At 69.2% G+C, this 14,284-nt stretch carries 14 protein-coding genes; 4 read left to right on the forward strand and 10 right to left on the reverse strand.

The genetic code is table 11. The annotated features are described in order from the left end of the window. Positions 1-57 precede the first annotated feature (57 nt). Positions 58-567 carry a hypothetical protein gene (locus BDI24065_RS05185; RefSeq protein ID WP_175030299.1) on the forward strand — a complete coding sequence of 170 codons (510 nt, stop codon included), beginning with the start codon at positions 58-60 and terminating at the stop codon, positions 565-567. A 191-nt stretch (positions 568-758) separates the two neighbouring features. Here BDI24065_RS05185 and BDI24065_RS05190 read toward each other — a convergent pair whose 3' ends face one another. The 9 genes from BDI24065_RS05190 to BDI24065_RS05230 form a co-directional block, all read right to left on the reverse strand. Further along, positions 759-959 (reverse strand): hypothetical protein, encoded by a 201-nt coding sequence (locus tag BDI24065_RS05190; protein WP_254609687.1) that lies wholly within the window; start codon positions 957-959, stop codon positions 759-761. A gap of 98 nt (positions 960-1,057) precedes the next feature. After that, the gene (locus BDI24065_RS05195) at positions 1,058-1,924 is read right to left on the reverse strand and encodes an MOSC domain-containing protein (RefSeq protein ID WP_175030300.1); all 867 of its coding nucleotides are present in this window, start codon (positions 1,922-1,924) and stop codon (positions 1,058-1,060) included. An 88-nt stretch (positions 1,925-2,012) separates the two neighbouring features. Then, positions 2,013-2,966: an ABC transporter substrate-binding protein gene (locus tag BDI24065_RS05200; protein WP_175030301.1), complete on the reverse strand. Its 954-nt coding sequence runs from the start codon at positions 2,964-2,966 to the stop codon at positions 2,013-2,015. A 37-nt stretch (positions 2,967-3,003) separates the two neighbouring features. Continuing rightward, on the reverse strand, positions 3,004-4,188 hold the full coding sequence (locus BDI24065_RS05205) for a c-type cytochrome (protein ID WP_175030302.1): 1,185 nt from the start codon (positions 4,186-4,188) through the stop codon (positions 3,004-3,006). A 50-nt stretch (positions 4,189-4,238) separates the two neighbouring features. Further along, entirely contained in the window at positions 4,239-5,054 is an 816-nt protein-coding gene (locus tag BDI24065_RS05210) for an ABC transporter ATP-binding protein (RefSeq protein WP_175030303.1), read from the reverse strand. Beyond that, the gene (locus BDI24065_RS05215; RefSeq protein ID WP_175030304.1) at positions 5,048-6,148 is read right to left on the reverse strand and encodes an ABC transporter permease; all 1,101 of its coding nucleotides are present in this window, start codon (positions 6,146-6,148) and stop codon (positions 5,048-5,050) included. The genes BDI24065_RS05210 and BDI24065_RS05215 overlap by 7 nt, the downstream gene beginning before the upstream one ends. Positions 6,149-6,152: 4 nt before the next feature. Beyond that, the gene (locus BDI24065_RS05220) at positions 6,153-7,193 is read right to left on the reverse strand and encodes an ABC transporter substrate-binding protein (RefSeq protein ID WP_175030305.1); all 1,041 of its coding nucleotides are present in this window, start codon (positions 7,191-7,193) and stop codon (positions 6,153-6,155) included. A 32-nt stretch (positions 7,194-7,225) separates the two neighbouring features. Further along, on the reverse strand, positions 7,226-8,065 hold the full coding sequence (locus BDI24065_RS05225) for a class II aldolase/adducin family protein (RefSeq protein ID WP_175030306.1): 840 nt from the start codon (positions 8,063-8,065) through the stop codon (positions 7,226-7,228). A 22-nt stretch (positions 8,066-8,087) separates the two neighbouring features. Then, positions 8,088-9,173, reverse strand: a complete 1,086-nt coding sequence (locus BDI24065_RS05230; protein WP_175030307.1) for an LLM class flavin-dependent oxidoreductase — start codon at positions 9,171-9,173, stop codon at positions 8,088-8,090. Positions 9,174-9,479: 306 nt separating this feature from the next. Here BDI24065_RS05230 and BDI24065_RS05235 point away from each other — a divergent pair, with 306 nt between their 5' ends. After that, complete coding sequence (locus BDI24065_RS05235; RefSeq protein ID WP_175030308.1) at positions 9,480-10,868, forward strand: acyl-CoA dehydrogenase family protein; 1,389 nt, start codon at positions 9,480-9,482, stop codon at positions 10,866-10,868. Positions 10,869-10,929: 61 nt separating this feature from the next. Here the strand turns inward: BDI24065_RS05235 and BDI24065_RS05240 are convergent, their stop codons facing one another. Further along, positions 10,930-11,904 (reverse strand): LysR family transcriptional regulator, encoded by a 975-nt coding sequence (locus BDI24065_RS05240; RefSeq protein WP_175030309.1) that lies wholly within the window; start codon positions 11,902-11,904, stop codon positions 10,930-10,932. A 17-nt stretch (positions 11,905-11,921) separates the two neighbouring features. On the opposite strand from BDI24065_RS05240, the gene BDI24065_RS05245 reads away from it, so the two are divergent. Together BDI24065_RS05245 and BDI24065_RS05250 are read left to right on the forward strand one after the other, a co-directional pair. Beyond that, entirely contained in the window at positions 11,922-12,488 is a 567-nt protein-coding gene (locus BDI24065_RS05245; RefSeq protein ID WP_175030310.1) for a cysteine dioxygenase, read from the forward strand. A gap of 112 nt (positions 12,489-12,600) precedes the next feature. Then, entirely contained in the window at positions 12,601-14,229 is a 1,629-nt protein-coding gene (locus BDI24065_RS05250) for a rhodanese-related sulfurtransferase (protein ID WP_175030311.1), read from the forward strand. The last annotated feature ends 55 nt before the right edge of the window (positions 14,230-14,284 follow it).

Below are 14,284 nucleotides of genomic sequence, written 5' to 3' on the forward strand. Positions count from 1 at the left end.
CGTCTTTATTATTTAGGGGTGAATCATAATTTCAGATTATTGAAAGGGAAATATATCATGGCTACAGTACTCGATGAAGACGTTCTGCCGGAAATTGTTGTCGTGAAGTTCAAGGTAAGTGGAGGGCAGGTCACGTCCGGGAACGGAAAGGCACCGCTCATCACCTTCGCCGCTGCTTTCAATACGGAAGGCGTGCAAGCCTCACTGCCGGAGGGTACCGGCTCGGTGCACGGTCCGGGTGCGGTTGTCTGGCCGCAACGGCCGGCGCCGACAAAAATCGCGATTCGCGGGAATTACTGGAACTTTCCGTCGAAGGAAGACGGGGCGCACACCAATCTGGTTCGGACCTTCTGGATGCACCTGCACGGTTACATCGGACTGGTTTCCGTCACCAACTGGCATGGCATTCCGCCGGCGGCATTCCCGTTGCTGGATTTGACCTCGGTTACGCCGCGGAATTCGAAAACCGGAACGGCGAACTATACGATCTATCTCGATCCGAAAATTCCGGATGAAACGATCACGGTGAGCGATGCAGTGCTCACTGAATTGTCGATTCAGAAATAAATGATCGGCATTATTTAAAAATAAAACATCAGCCGAATTTCGGGGTTAAATCATTTTGTCCCGGTGACGCACTGCGGATAATTGCCACGTGCGTCACATTTCAAATCGATGGCTGGCCCGGCCATACTGCGGAACATGGGGCAGCGCACCGATGCCGCGGGCCCCGTCGACGACGATCACGCCCCCGGCGCTCACGGCTTCAGCAGCAGCTTGCCCGACGCTCTTGCGGCTTGCCATGTCGGCATGCGCGTGCGCGTCGACAGGCCCATGAGGTCGATCGGCCCCGGCCCGCCGAGCACCGGAACGTACCGGCGGAAGGTTCCCGTCCGGCACAGCACGTCGAGCGATCCCTGAAAGGTCTTCGGCCCCGAGCCGTCGTAGACGACGTGCACGCCTTCGCCCTTGGTCAGGCACTTTGTTGATGGCGAGCGGCAGGCTCGATCTGCCGGCGCGTGTGCATGCAGGCCTGGCAGTTTGCACGGCAGGTCTATCAGTCGCCGAAGCCGATTTCCGCGTCGAGCGCCTGCCCGATTTCCAGGAAACTGCCCGCGCCGCGCACGACGATCGCATTGATGCCGAACGTCAGTTCGCCGTTGAAGTTCGGGTTCGCGCGATACGTCTGCATCGTGTCGGTCGGCTCGTGCGGCCACGCGGGATCGGGCGCGCCGGTGACCTGGTCGATCGTCGGCATCGGGCAGCGCGTGCACAGCTTCACGAGGCGCAGCCGCACGGGCGTCGTGCCGTCCGTGTCGAGATGTTCGATGAAATCCTCTTCGAACGCGTCGAGATCCGACACCACGATGTTCGGGCGGAAGCGGTTCATCGGGATCGCCGGCGCGCCTTTGGCGGCGAGCCGCGCGTTTAGGTCGTCGAGCGACGACTGGCCGATCACGAGCAGCGGGTAGCCGTCCGCGAACTGCGTGTGCGTATCGATCTCGCCGGTCCATTTGCGGTTGCAGCCGCGGCGCGCGTCGGGCCCGAAGCGCGCGAGCTTCGTGGGCATGCCGAGAAATTCGGTGAGCCATGCGGCCGTTTCGGCGCCGGTGTCGATCGCGTCGACGGTGTCGCGCCACACGGTGGCGGCCATTTTCGGCGTGGCGGGCGTTACGTCGCCGTCGAGCGGCGTGCGGATCTCGCGCATGCCCGGCGCATTCAGCACGAGCGCATCGCTGTCGAGCGCGGTGCGGATCAGCGCGAGGCGCGGGTGTGTGCGCTGCGTGATCATCTGCCCGTTGGGGTCGGTAATCAGCCAGTGGCGGTCGTACGCCAGGCCCGTTTCGAGCAGTTGCGCGCGCGACAGCGCGATGCCGGCGCAGGATTTGATCGGGTAGACGAAGAGTTCGGCGATGGCTGGCATGACGCTGGCTGAAGGCGGATGGCGAGACTGCGATTGTGCCAGATCGTGCCGAAGCCGTTTGGACGGTTGCTTGCCGTTGCGCGGCCGGTCATGCGAGCGGGAAGCCCGGATCGAACGTCGTGCGCACGTCGAGCGGCTGGCGCAATAGCCCCGCCTTCAGGTAGAAGTCGGCCGTGCGCTGTTGTTCGGCGATCACCGTCGCGTCGATCGGCAACCAGCGCGTGTTGCGGCGCTCGAACTGCAGCTTCGCGGCCGCCGGCGGAATGCCGATGATGCGCGCGAGTGCGGCGGAATACGCGTCGGCATGCCGGTACGACCAGGCCTGCGCGCGCACGACGCGACGCAGGAAATCGTGCAGCACGTCGCGCTTCGACGCGATCGCCGTGTCGGTCGCCGCGATGTAGCTGAGGCCCGACCACAGCCCGCGGCCGTTGACGAGCACGCGCGCGCGGCCGCTCGTTTCGGCGAGCGCGGTATAGGGTTCCCAGGTCGCCCACGCGTCGATCGAACCGGTTGCGAGCGCAAGCATCGTGTCGGCCGGCGGCAGGAACCGGAACGATACGGCGTCGGGCGGCAGGCCGGCCGCGTCCAGTGCCTTCAGCGTGACGAAATGGCCGATCGAGCCGCGCGTGGTGCCGATGCGCTTGCCCTTCAGGTCGGCCGCGCCTTTCAGCGCCGCATCGGGCCGCACGAGCACGGCCGTGCCATACGGGTCGGAACGGTTCGCGCCGATCACCTTGATGCGGGCACCCGACGCGAGCGCGAAGATCACCGGCGCATCGCCGATCGGCCCGCAGTCGACGGCGGCCGCGTTCAGCGCCTCGGCGAGCGGCGCGGCGGCCGGGAACTCGGTCCAAGCGATGTCGTATGAGAGGCCGTTCAGTTCGCGGGCCGCTTCGAGCAGCGCGCGCAGCCCGCCTTTCTGGTCGCCGGCGCGCAGCAGCGGCCGTGTGCCCGATTGCGCGCGTAGTGCAGCCGGGGCCGCGGCGATCGTGGCGAGGGCGCTCGCTTGCGCGAGGAAATGGCGTCGGGTTGGATTCATCGTGAAGTTGGGTCGGAAGAGCGGTTCAGGGATTCATTCAGTGCGGGAGCCCGGCCTGCACGTCGCGTACGGGTTCAACGTCGACGCGCAGCAGCAGCGCGGTCAGCGGATCGCCGTTCGCTGCCGATCCGGCTGGTCGTGCAATGGCGTCGGATCGGCACAGCAGGTCTGCATCCGACCAGCCGGCGCTGCCCGGCAACGCGCGCGCCCGCAGCCAGCCGCGGCGATCGGCGAGCAGCTGCGTGCCCGCGAGCACGTCGGGCGCCACGCCGGCGATCGTCGCGAAAGCGAGCCATGCATCGGGCGTCGACGCGACGCAATCGGCACGCGCGGTGCCGCTCGCCTGCGCCACGGGCGCACCGCTTGCCGTGACGAGCAGGGTTTGCCAGCGCGCGTCTTCGGGCGGGGGTGTCGCGCCAGGCGCGAGTGCAACGATGCGCACGCGCTGGCCTTCGCGCCAGCGCTCGAGCGGCTGGGGCGCGGCGGTGCCGCATCGCACGTCGAGCGCCGGCAGCGGGACGGGTACGGGCCACGCGCCTTCACCTTGCGCGCCGCTGCCCGCGGCGAGCGCTTTCAGGTAGTCGAGCACGGCCCAGGTGTCCCGGGGGCCGAGCGTCGCGGCGAAGCCGGGCATCGTCGACACACCGTGTTCATCGCGCGTGCCGTGGCGCACGCGCCAGAACAGTTCGCCGTCGAGACGACGGGCGAGCAGCGTGCCGGCGAAGGTCGGCGGCCAGTGGGGGAGCGTGGCCGCGAGCGGCCCTTCGCCGCGTCCGTCCGCGCCGTGGCACGCCGCGCAGTGTTGCGCATACAGGTGCGCGCCGCGCATCACGTTCGAGACCGAAAACGGCGCGGGGTCACGCTGGAAACTCGTCGGCACGGCGGGCGAGAGCCACAGCGAAGACGGCGGCCACGGCGCGAACCACGCAACGGCCAGCGCGGCGAGCGCCGACGCGACACGCCACTTGCGCGAAGCGAGCGCGATGCACGCGAGCACGACGGCCAGCGCCGTCGCAGCAGCAGCGAACGCGAGTTGTCGCGTGAGTCCTGCGTCGATGCGCAGCGTTTCGAGCGCGATGCGATGGGCCCATGGCCACGCGGCCTGACCATCGGCGTCGCCCGTCAGCCCGATCGCATGCAGCACGCGCGACAGCACGGTTTGCACGCGATACAGCCCTTGCAGAAACATGAGCGCCCAGTCGGCGAACGTCGGCGCGTTCATCGGCTACGTGCCCGCCGCATGGCGGCTCCTCGTCGAACGGCACCGCGCATCTACCAGCTCGCATCGAGCCCGAGATGCCGCAGCGCGTCGTGACGCAGCTCGGCGAGGCGCGGGTCGCCGCGATGGCGCGGGTAGGGCAGGTCGACGTGCAATTCGGCGACGATCCGCGCGGGACGCGGCCCGAACACGATCACGCGCTGCGCGAGGAACAGCGCCTCCTCGACATCGTGCGTGACGAGCAGCGCGGAGAAACCGTCGCGTTGCCACAGCGCGGTGAGCTCGGCCTGCATCGTGAGCCGCGTCAGCGAATCGAGCTTGCCGAGCGGCTCGTCGAGAATCAGCAGGCGCGGATCGTTGACGAGTGCACGGGCCAGCGCGACCCGCTGCGCCATCCCGCCGGACAACTGATGCGGGAACACGTTCGAGAATTCCTGCAGCCCGACGCGCGCGAGCGCATCGTCGACGCGATGCTGCGATACGCGCGCCACGCCGCGCGCCTCGAGGCCGAGCGCGACGTTTGCGCGCACGCGCCGCCACGGGTACAGCGTCGGGTCCTGGAACACGACGATGCGCGACGGATCGGGCTGCTCGATCGGCACGCCGTCCTGTGCGATCGTGCCTTGCCGCGCGGCGTCGAGGCCCGCGACGAGGCGCAGCAGCGTCGACTTCCCGCAGCCGCTCGGGCCGAGCAGCGCGACGAATTCACCGGCCGCGACCGACAGCGTGACGTCGTCGAGCACCGGCAGCGCGCCGCCGGGGCCGTCGAACGCATGGCTCACGCGGCGGATGTCGATGCGCGCGCCGCGCGGCGCCGTGACGGCGGGTGCAGCGGCAACGGACGATTCGAGTACGGCGGTGCTCACCATTTGACGGTTCCTTTCTGCCACGCGAGCACGCGGTCGCGCACCGCGAACAGCAGCGCGATCAGCCCGGAAAACAGCAGCGCCATCACGATCAGCGCCGCATACATGTTCACGTACGATGCCCAGCCCTGCGCCCAGCTCAGGTACCACCCGAGCCCCGACTTGACGCCCATCATCTCGGCGACGACCAGCACCGTGAACGATGCGCTCAGCCCCATGAAGATGCCGACGAACACGTGCGGCAGCGCGGCCGGGATCGCGACGCGCAGCACGAGGAAGCGCGCGTTCGCACCGAGCGTGCGCGCGACGTCGTAATACTGCTTGTTGACGCTCGCGACGCCCGACCACGTGAGCACCGCGACCGGGAAGCCGGTCGCGAGCGCGATCAGGAACGCGGCCGCGGAATAGCTCGACGGGAAGAAGTAGAACGTGAGCGGCAGCAGCGCGGTGGCCGGCACGGGGCCGAGCACGCGCAGCACCGGATGCACCCAGTAGCCGATCCGGCGCGACCAGCCGATCGACACGCCGACCGCGAAACCGACCGCGACGCCGTACGCAAAGCCGAGCGCGAGCAGCTTCAGCGTGTTGCCGGCGCTGCCGGCGAGGCGCGGCCAGTCGTCGACGTAGACCTCGATCAGCGCCTGCGGCGGCGCGAAGAACGGCGTCGGCAGCCAGCCGGTTTTCGCGGTGACGACTTCCCACGCGGCGAGCACGAGCGGCAGCGCGACGAGCCACGGGCCGGCCGGGCGTACGCGTGCGAGCCGCGTGCGCATCGCGGGGACGAGATGGCCGAGCGTCGCGGCGGCGAGCAACAGTGCGGCGACCGTCCACGCGCCGACGGCGAATTCGTCGGTGTACGCCCAGTCGCTGAAACCGACGACGCGGTTCGGCCACAGTTGCGTGAGCGCGCCGAGTGCGGCCCACGCGAGCGCGGCGGCGATGCCGGTCGGCCAGACGCGTGCGCGGCGGGCTTCGGCGGCCAGCGAGGCTTCGCACGCCGTGCAGGTGACGCGCGACGCGGGCGCGGATGCGGCGGCATTGCCGCCGGAAGGGGCGGACGCGGTGCGTGCGGAGGGCGCGTGTTCGATCGTCGACATCGCGTCACCCCAGCACGTTCGCATAGACCTGCTGCGCGAAGCGCTGCGGGTCGGTGCTCTTCTTCAGCACGCTGATGCGGCGGAAGTCGTCCGCGTAGAACGCGATTTCCTGCTGCAGGTCGACGTTGGTCGGGTGGTGGTTGTAGGTGAGCGTCGCGTAGAGCTTGCGCAGGTCGTCGGGGCTGATCTTCGGCGAGTACTTCGCGAATACTTTCGCGGCTTCGTTCGGGTTGTCGTGCGTGAACTCGGTGGCCTGCACGATCGAGCGCGCGAGCGCGGCGGCCGACGGCCGGTCGTTGCGCACGAGGTCGCCGCGCGCGCCGATCACGCAGCACACCTTGCGCGCGTATTCGCCGGACAGGTTCGTCGCGAGCTCCGCATATGCCCCATTGCTGCGCTTCTCGAGCAGATAGAGATTCGGGTCGCCGTCGGCGATCGCGTGGATCTCGCCCTTGTCGACCGCCACGCCGAGCAGGTCGGCCGGATACTGCCGCCACGTGATGTCGCGCTCGGGATCGATCCCGTTCTTCGCGAGCAGGATCGAGAAGAAATGCTTGCCGGGCGCGGCCAGGTCGCTGACGCCGACCGTCTTGCCCTTCAATGCCTGCAGCGTCGTCACGCCGGCCGCCTTCGCGCCGAGCAGCCGCACGCAGCCGCCGTGCGAGCTGCCGATGATCTTCACGTCGAAGCCGGCTTCGAGCGGCTTCAGCCAGCGATGGATCATCCCGACCGCCGCATCGGCCTTGCCGGTCGCGATCGATTCGAGCAACTGGTCGGTCGAGCCGCTGTAGTTGATCAGCTCGACCTTCAGGCCGTTCTTCTCGAAGAAGCCGCGCTCCTGCGCGACGACGATCGGCGTCAGGCAGAACGCGTTCTGGTTCCACGCGAACGTGAGCTTCTTCAGCGGCGGCGCGGACCAGGCCTTGCGGCCGAGCGTGATCGCGGGCGCGGCGAGCGCGGCGGCGCCGGCTGCACGCAGCAGCTTGCGGCGTTTGTCGTCGTGCGCGTCGGCGGGCGCGGGTGCGGGTGCGGTGGTTCGGGTCATGTGGTCTGGTCTCCGGTCGTGCGGAAAGGCGCTCAGTCGAGCAGGTCGGGTTCGTCGGCGACGACGCGCGCGAACAGGCTGTCGAATGCATGCAGCGCACCCTCGGGGCCGCCGATCTGGCCGTGCGTATGGCGCGCGGTCGCGTGATCGATCGGTTGCGGCGTGCCGGCCGCCTCGGCCAGCAATTGCGTGTGCGCGGCGTTGTCGAGCGCGATGTACCACCATGCGGCGGCCTCGACCGTCGGGCCGGCGGTCAGGATCCCGTGGTTCTTCAGGATCGCGCCCTTGTGCGTGGTGCCGTCCGGCTTCGCAAGCGCATCCGCGATCCGTGCGCCTTCGCTCGTGTCGACGACCATCCCCGTGAAATCGTCGAACAGCGCGTGGTCTTCGTAGAACACGCAGGCGTCCTGCGTGAGCGGATCGAGCGGGCGGCCGAGCGTCGACCACGCCTTGCCGTAGGTCGAATGCGTATGCGCGGCGGCGACGATGTGCGGATGCGCTTCATGGATCGCCGCATGGATCGCGAACGCGGCCTTGTTCAGCGGCTGCGTGCCGATCGCGGTTTCGCCGCGCGCGTTGACGAGCAGCAGGTCGGACACCTTGATCTGCGAGAAATGCACGCCGAGCGGATTCACCCAGAAGTGGTCGGGGAGCTCGGGGTCGCGTGCGGTGATGTGACCGGCGAGCCCCTGCGCGAAGCCGAAGCGCGCGAACAGGCGGAACGCGGCCGCGAGCCGTTCCTGACGGTGACGGCGCTCGGCGGCGACGTCGATGCGCGGCGCCGGCGGATCGAACCAGAAATGCTGGCGCGGCGACGCGGCGAGCGTGAGGCCCGACGCAGTGCGTTCGGGCGTGGACAGAACGGCGGACATCGGATGGGTCTCCCAGGTTGCGTCAGGCCGCGCGGCGCGCCGCGTCGCGGGCGGCGACGGCGCTGCGCACGCGCGGAATCAGTTCGCGGCCGTAGTCGATCGCGTCTTCCAGCGGATCGAAGCCGCGGATCAGGAACGTCGTGACGCCGAGGTCGTAGTAGTCGAGCAGTGCGTCGGCGACCTGCTCGGGCGTGCCGACGAGCGCCGTCGAATTCGAGCGCGCGCCGGTGAGCTTCGCGATCTCGGTCCACAGCCGCTTGTCGACGCACGAGCCGCGTTCGGCCGCGGCCAGCAGGCGGCGCGCGCCTTCGCTCTGTTGCGGGCCGCCGGCGCCGACGCCGGCCGCTTCGCGCAGCCGGCGCGTTTCGTCGAGGATGCGATGCGCGCGCGTCCACGCTTCGTCTTCCGTTGTGGCGAGGATCGGACGGAACGACACGGAGAAGCGCACCTGCCGGCCGTGCTTCGCCGCTTCGGCGCGCACGCGTGTCGTCAGGTCGCGCACCTGGTCGAGCGATTCGCCCCACAGCGCGTAGACGTCCGCGTGCTTGCCGGCCACTTCGAGCGCGGCCTCCGACGCGCCGCCGAAATAGATCGGCACATGCGGCTGCTGGAACGGCTTCACTTCCGAAAAGCCCTGCTTGAACCGGTAGTGCGGGCCGTCATGATCGAACGGCTGCGCTTCGGTCCAGATCCGTCGCAGGATGCCGAGGTATTCGTCGGTGCGCGCATAGCGCGCGTCGTGATCGAGGAAATCGCCGTCGCGCTGCTGTTCGCTGTCCGAGCCGCCGGAGATGAAGTGCACGGCGAGCCGGCCGCGGCTGAACTGGTCGAGCGTCGCGATCTGGCGCGCGGCGAGCGTCGGTGCGGTGAAGCCCGGGCGGTGCGCGAGCATGAAGTGGATGCGCTCGGTCGCGGCCGCCGCGAACGCGATCGTCAGCGTGGCCGACGGGCCGGTCGAGTGGTGCGGCACGAGGATCCGGTCGAAGCCGGCCGTCTCGTGGGCGCGTGCAAAGTCGCGCACGTAGTCGGGATCGACGACAGGGCCGGACGGCGGGTGGATTTCCGACTGCTTCTGGCTCTGGATCATGCCGATGAATTCGACGCTCATCTGGGTCTCCGGTGCAGGGATGTCCCGGCACGCGGCCGGGCAGGAATGGAGCGCAGGTTAACGCCGGGATCATGCGGAATGGAAATAATCAATCCCGATTTGAATATCAGATTTGCATGGTTTGGGCGGGGGTGGGCTGCGCATACGCTGTGGGCTCGCGAACGATCGGGCGCGCGGGTGCTGGCGAATCCAGTGCCGTGAGCGCCAGATCGCCGGCTTCATGAGACGCCGCGCCGCGTGGCGATCGATTGCCGCGGTTGCCGCTTTTCCGCATGACTTTCCGTATTACCCAGGGAATCCGTTTCGATGTCCGCCAGCCTTGCCGCTTCCTCGCCGTCGCCGCAGCCGCCTTCGCTGCGCCTCCTGCCCACCGAAGATGCCGACGCCGACGACGCACGCGTCGCCGCGCTGCTCGACCGCCTCGTGCCGGCGCTGGCCGCCGATGCCGCTCGCAACGATGTCGACGGCCGCTTTCCGCACGAGAACTTCGCGCGGCTGCATCGCGCGGGGCTGATCGCGCAGGTCGTGCCGCGCGAGCATGGCGGTGCCGGTGCGACGCTCGCGCAGGCGAGCCGGATCGTGGCCGCCGTCGCGCTGGCCGATCCGGCGACCGCGCTGGTGCTGACCATGACCTATCTGCAACATCGCGCGCTCGGCCGCGCCGACAATCGCTGGCCGGCGCAGGTGCGGCGCGCGGTGTTCGACAGCGCGGTCACGCACGGTGCGCTGATCAATGCGCTGCGCGTCGAGCCTGCGCTCGGTTCGCCGTCGCGCGGCGGCCTGCCGGAAACCATTGCGCGGCGCGACGGCGACGGCTGGCGATTGTCCGGCCACAAGCTGTACAGCACCGGGATTCCGGCGCTGCGCTGGCTGGCCGTGTGGGCGCGCACCGATGAGCCGGTACCTCGGGTCGGCGTGTTTCTCGTGGCGCGCGATCCCGATGCGGATGGCGACCGCATCCGCGTGATCGAGAGCTGGAATCACCTTGGCCTGCGTGCGTCAGGCAGCCACGAGGTCGTGTTCGACGACGTGCGGCTGCCGGCCGATCACGCGGTCGACGTGCGCGTACCGCAGGCATGGGCCGTGTCGGCCGCGACCCATGCGGATGCCGACGCGCAGGCCGACCAGCAGGCGTGGATGGTCGCGCTGCTCGGCAGCCTGTACGACGCGGTGGCGCGTGCGTCGCGCGACTGGCTGGTCGGCTTCGCGACGACGCGTGCGCCGAGCGGGCTGGGCGCTCCGCTTGCGACGTTGCCGCGCGTGCAGGAAGCGGTCGGCGAAATCGAGGGCTGGCTGCATGCGAACCGCGTGCTGCTCGATGATCACATCGCGCGTACCGACGCGGGCAATGCGCCGGCGGTGACGACGAGCGGCCTGGTCAAGCGCACCGTGACCGAGCACGCGATCCGCGTGGTCGAGCAGGCGCTGAAGCTGTCGGGCAATCACGGGCTGAGCCGCGCCAATCCGCTTGAACGCCACTACCGCGACGTGCTGTGCAGCCGCGTACATACGCCGCAGGACGATGCGATCGCGGTGGCGGCGGGGCGTGAGGTACTCGAAGCGGCGAGCCGGGGTGAGACGAAGAGCGAAACGAAGAGCGAAACGAAGAGCGAAACGAAGAGCGAAACGAAGAGCGAAACGGAGACGCGCGGGGCCTCGGTCGACGAGACCGGACACGGCCGCAGCGATGCGTGAACGGAGCAGGGCGCACGTGGGCGTCGATCGGGCGGCGCGATACCGCCGCCGCCCGGAACGGTCACGCAGCCTTGCCGTGCGTCTGCTCGGGCAACGCGAACGCCGTGCGCGCATGCGCGGCAACGGCTGCGAGCGGTGCGTCGAAGCGGGCCGCATCGTGCCGGCGCAACAGCCACAGATCGATCTGCGGCTTGAAATCGGTGAGCGGCACGATGTCGAGCGCCTCCCGCAGCGGGCTGCCTTCGACGAGCGGCAGCGGCATCAGCCCGATACCGAAGCCGTTCGCGACGCTCTGCAGTTGCAGGTCGCGGCCGTAGGTGTCGAGCGTGACCGGCATCGGCAGGCCCTGCGCGTCGAGTGCGCGCCGCAAGCCCGCGCGAAAACCGCAGCCGTCGGGATTGAGCACCCAACCATGCGCATGGCAATCGGCAAGCCGGTAGCTGCGGCGCGGCCAGTCGCCCTTGCGGCCGACCGCGACGAGCCGCGTGGCCAGCAGCCGTTCACCCTCGACCTGCGCCGGCAGCACCATCTCGCGCGCGAGGAACACGAGTGCCGCGTCGAGCTCGCGGCGGGCGACGCGTTCGACGAGCATGCCGCCCCACGCGGTCGTGACCTGCGTCGCGAGTGCGGGCCACTGCGCGGCGAGTTCGGCGATCAGAGAGGGCAGCATCAGCTCGCCGAGGCCCTGCGTGAGCCCGATCCGGAATTCGCCGGCGGGCGGCTGCTCGCCGGCCGTCAGTTCGCGCAGCGCATCGACTTCGCGCAGGATCGCGCGACACTGCTCGAATACCTGCCGGCCGATGTCGGTCGGGCGTGGCGGCTTGGTGTTGCGATCGAGCAGGATCACGCCGAGCGCTTCCTCGAGATTCTGGACGCGCCGCGTGATCGCGGGCTGCGTCATCCCGAGCTTGGCCGCGGCCTGGCTCAGGGTCTGGCAGCGGACGACCGCTGCAAAAGCGTCGATATCGCTAATTTTCATGTTTGTTCTGCATGGTCTTTCAGGTGCATCATGACGATCCAACATATTCGGCATCATATTCGAGGAGCCAGCCGATGAGTACGCTTTCGTTGCATCAGACGCCGCTGCGGCCGTTCGTCGACGGTCTGGGCGCGCTGCTCGCGTCCGGCGCGAACGAGGCGCGCATCCTCGACGAGGGCGGCGCGCTGCTTGCCGCGCTCGTCGAACACGACGACTGGTTGCCCGACGCATTCGCGCAGCCCGACCCCGCGCGCTATCGGCAGTACCTGCTGCATCTCGACCCGGACGAGCGGTTCTCGGTCGTCAGCTTCGTGTGGGGGCCGGGCCAGACGACGCCGATCCACAACCACACGGTGTGGGGGCTGATCGGGATGCTGCGCGGCGGCGAAATCTCGCAGCCGTACGGGTTCGACGCAGCGGGCCTGCCCGTGCCGTCCGGCGCAGCCGCGCGGCTGCAGCCGGGCGAAATCGAGGCCGTGTCGCCGCGCATCGGCGACGTCCATCGCGTGACCAACGCGTTCGACGATCAGGTATCGATCAGCATCCACGTGTACGGCGCGAACATCGGCAAGGTCGAGCGCGCGGTGTTCCTGGACGACGGGACCGTGAAGCCGTTCGTGTCGGGTTATTCGAATGCCTGATGCCTGATGCAACGCCCGCAGGCGCGGCCGGTTGCCGTCACGCGCCGGCAGGCCCAAGATTCATCCGTTCCGCTTTCTTCACCGACTTCAACGCATTCGAGACAGAGACACCGTGACGCAATCCGCCGATTCCACCTCCCGCTTTCCCGTCGCGTCGTACCAGGACGTGCGCGCCCGCCTGCTTGCCCGCGACGAGATCGCGCTGATCGACGTACGCGAGGAAGATCCGTACGCGCAGGGCCATCCGCTGTGGGCCGCCAACTTTCCGCTGTCGAAACTCGAACTCGACGCCTGGACGCGGATTCCGCGCCGCGACACGCCGATCGTCGTGTTCGGCGAAGCGGGCGGCGAGGATCTCGCGCCGCGCGCGGCCGCGAAGCTCGCGCAGCTCGGCTACACCGATGTGCGGCTGCTCGACGGCGGCCTCGCGGGCTGGCTCGCCGCGGGCGGCGAACTGTTCATCGACGTGAACGTGCCGAGCAAGTCGTTCGGCGAGTGGGTCGAGGCCGAGCGGCATACGCCGTCGCGGTCCGCGCAGGAGGTGCAGGCGCTGATCGATGCGAAGGCCGATGTCGTGATCGTCGACGCGCGCCGTTTCGACGAGTACCAGACGATGAACATCCCGACCTCGACGAGCGTGCCGGGCGCGGAACTCGTGCTGCGCGTGCGCGCGCTCGCGCCGAACCCGGCGACGCAGGTGATCGTCAACTGCGCGGGCCGCACGCGCAGCATCATCGGCACGCAGTCGCTGGTCAACGCGGGGCTGCCGAATCCGGTTGCCGCGCTGCGCAACGGCACGATCGGCTGGACGCTTGCCGGGCAGACGCTCGAACGCGGCGCCGCGCGGCGCTTCCCGGACGACATCGACGCGACGCAGCGCGCCGACGCGCGCCAGGCGGCGCGCTCGGTGGCCGAACGGGCGGGCGTGCCGCGCATCGCGCTCGCGGATGTCGCGGCGCTCGACGAGCCGGGCCGCACGCTGTACCGCTTCGACGTGCGCACGCCGGAGGAATATGAAGCCGGCCACCTGCCGGGCTTCCTGAGCACGCCTGGCGGTCAGCTCGTGCAGGAAACCGACCATCACGCGGCCGTGCGCGGCGCGCGGATCGTGCTCGCCGACGACGACGGCGTGCGCGCCGACATGACCGCGTCGTGGCTCGCGCAGATGGGCTGGGACGTGCGCGTCGTCGAACCGGAGGGCGGCACGGCGACGTTCGGCGAGCGCGGCCAGCCGCCGCGCGACGTGCCGGCGACGCCGACCGTGACGGACGTATCGCCCGCGACGCTCGCAGGCTGGTTGAAGGAGGCCGCGCCGGGCGAGCTGGCGATCGTCGACGTGACGGCCAGCGCGAACTACGTGAAGCGCCATATCCCGGGCGCGTGGTTTGCCGTGCGTGCGCAGTTGCGCGACGCGCTCGCGGCGATTCCGCCCGCGAAGCGCTATGTGTTCACGTGCGGATCGAGCCTGCTGGCGCGGTTCGCAGCGGACGACGCACGTGCGCTGCTGCCGGCTTCGGCCGAGATCTCGGTGCTGACCGGCGGAACGGCCGCGTGGATCGAGGGCGGGCTGCCGCTCGAAAGCGGCGAGACGCATCTCGCGTCACCGCGCGTCGATCGCTACCGGCGCCCGTACGAAGGCACCGACAACGCGGCGGCCGCGATGCAGGCGTATCTCGACTGGGAATACGGGCTGGTCGATCAGTTGAAGCGGGACGGCACGCATCACTTCAACGTGATCTGACCGACGCGGCGTAACGGGGCGCAGCGGCACGCAGTGCGCCGCGCCCCGTTACCGC

The sequence above is a fragment of the Burkholderia lata genome (genome assembly GCF_902499025.1).
Classification (GTDB): Bacteria; Pseudomonadota; Gammaproteobacteria; order Burkholderiales; family Burkholderiaceae; genus Burkholderia; species Burkholderia lata_C.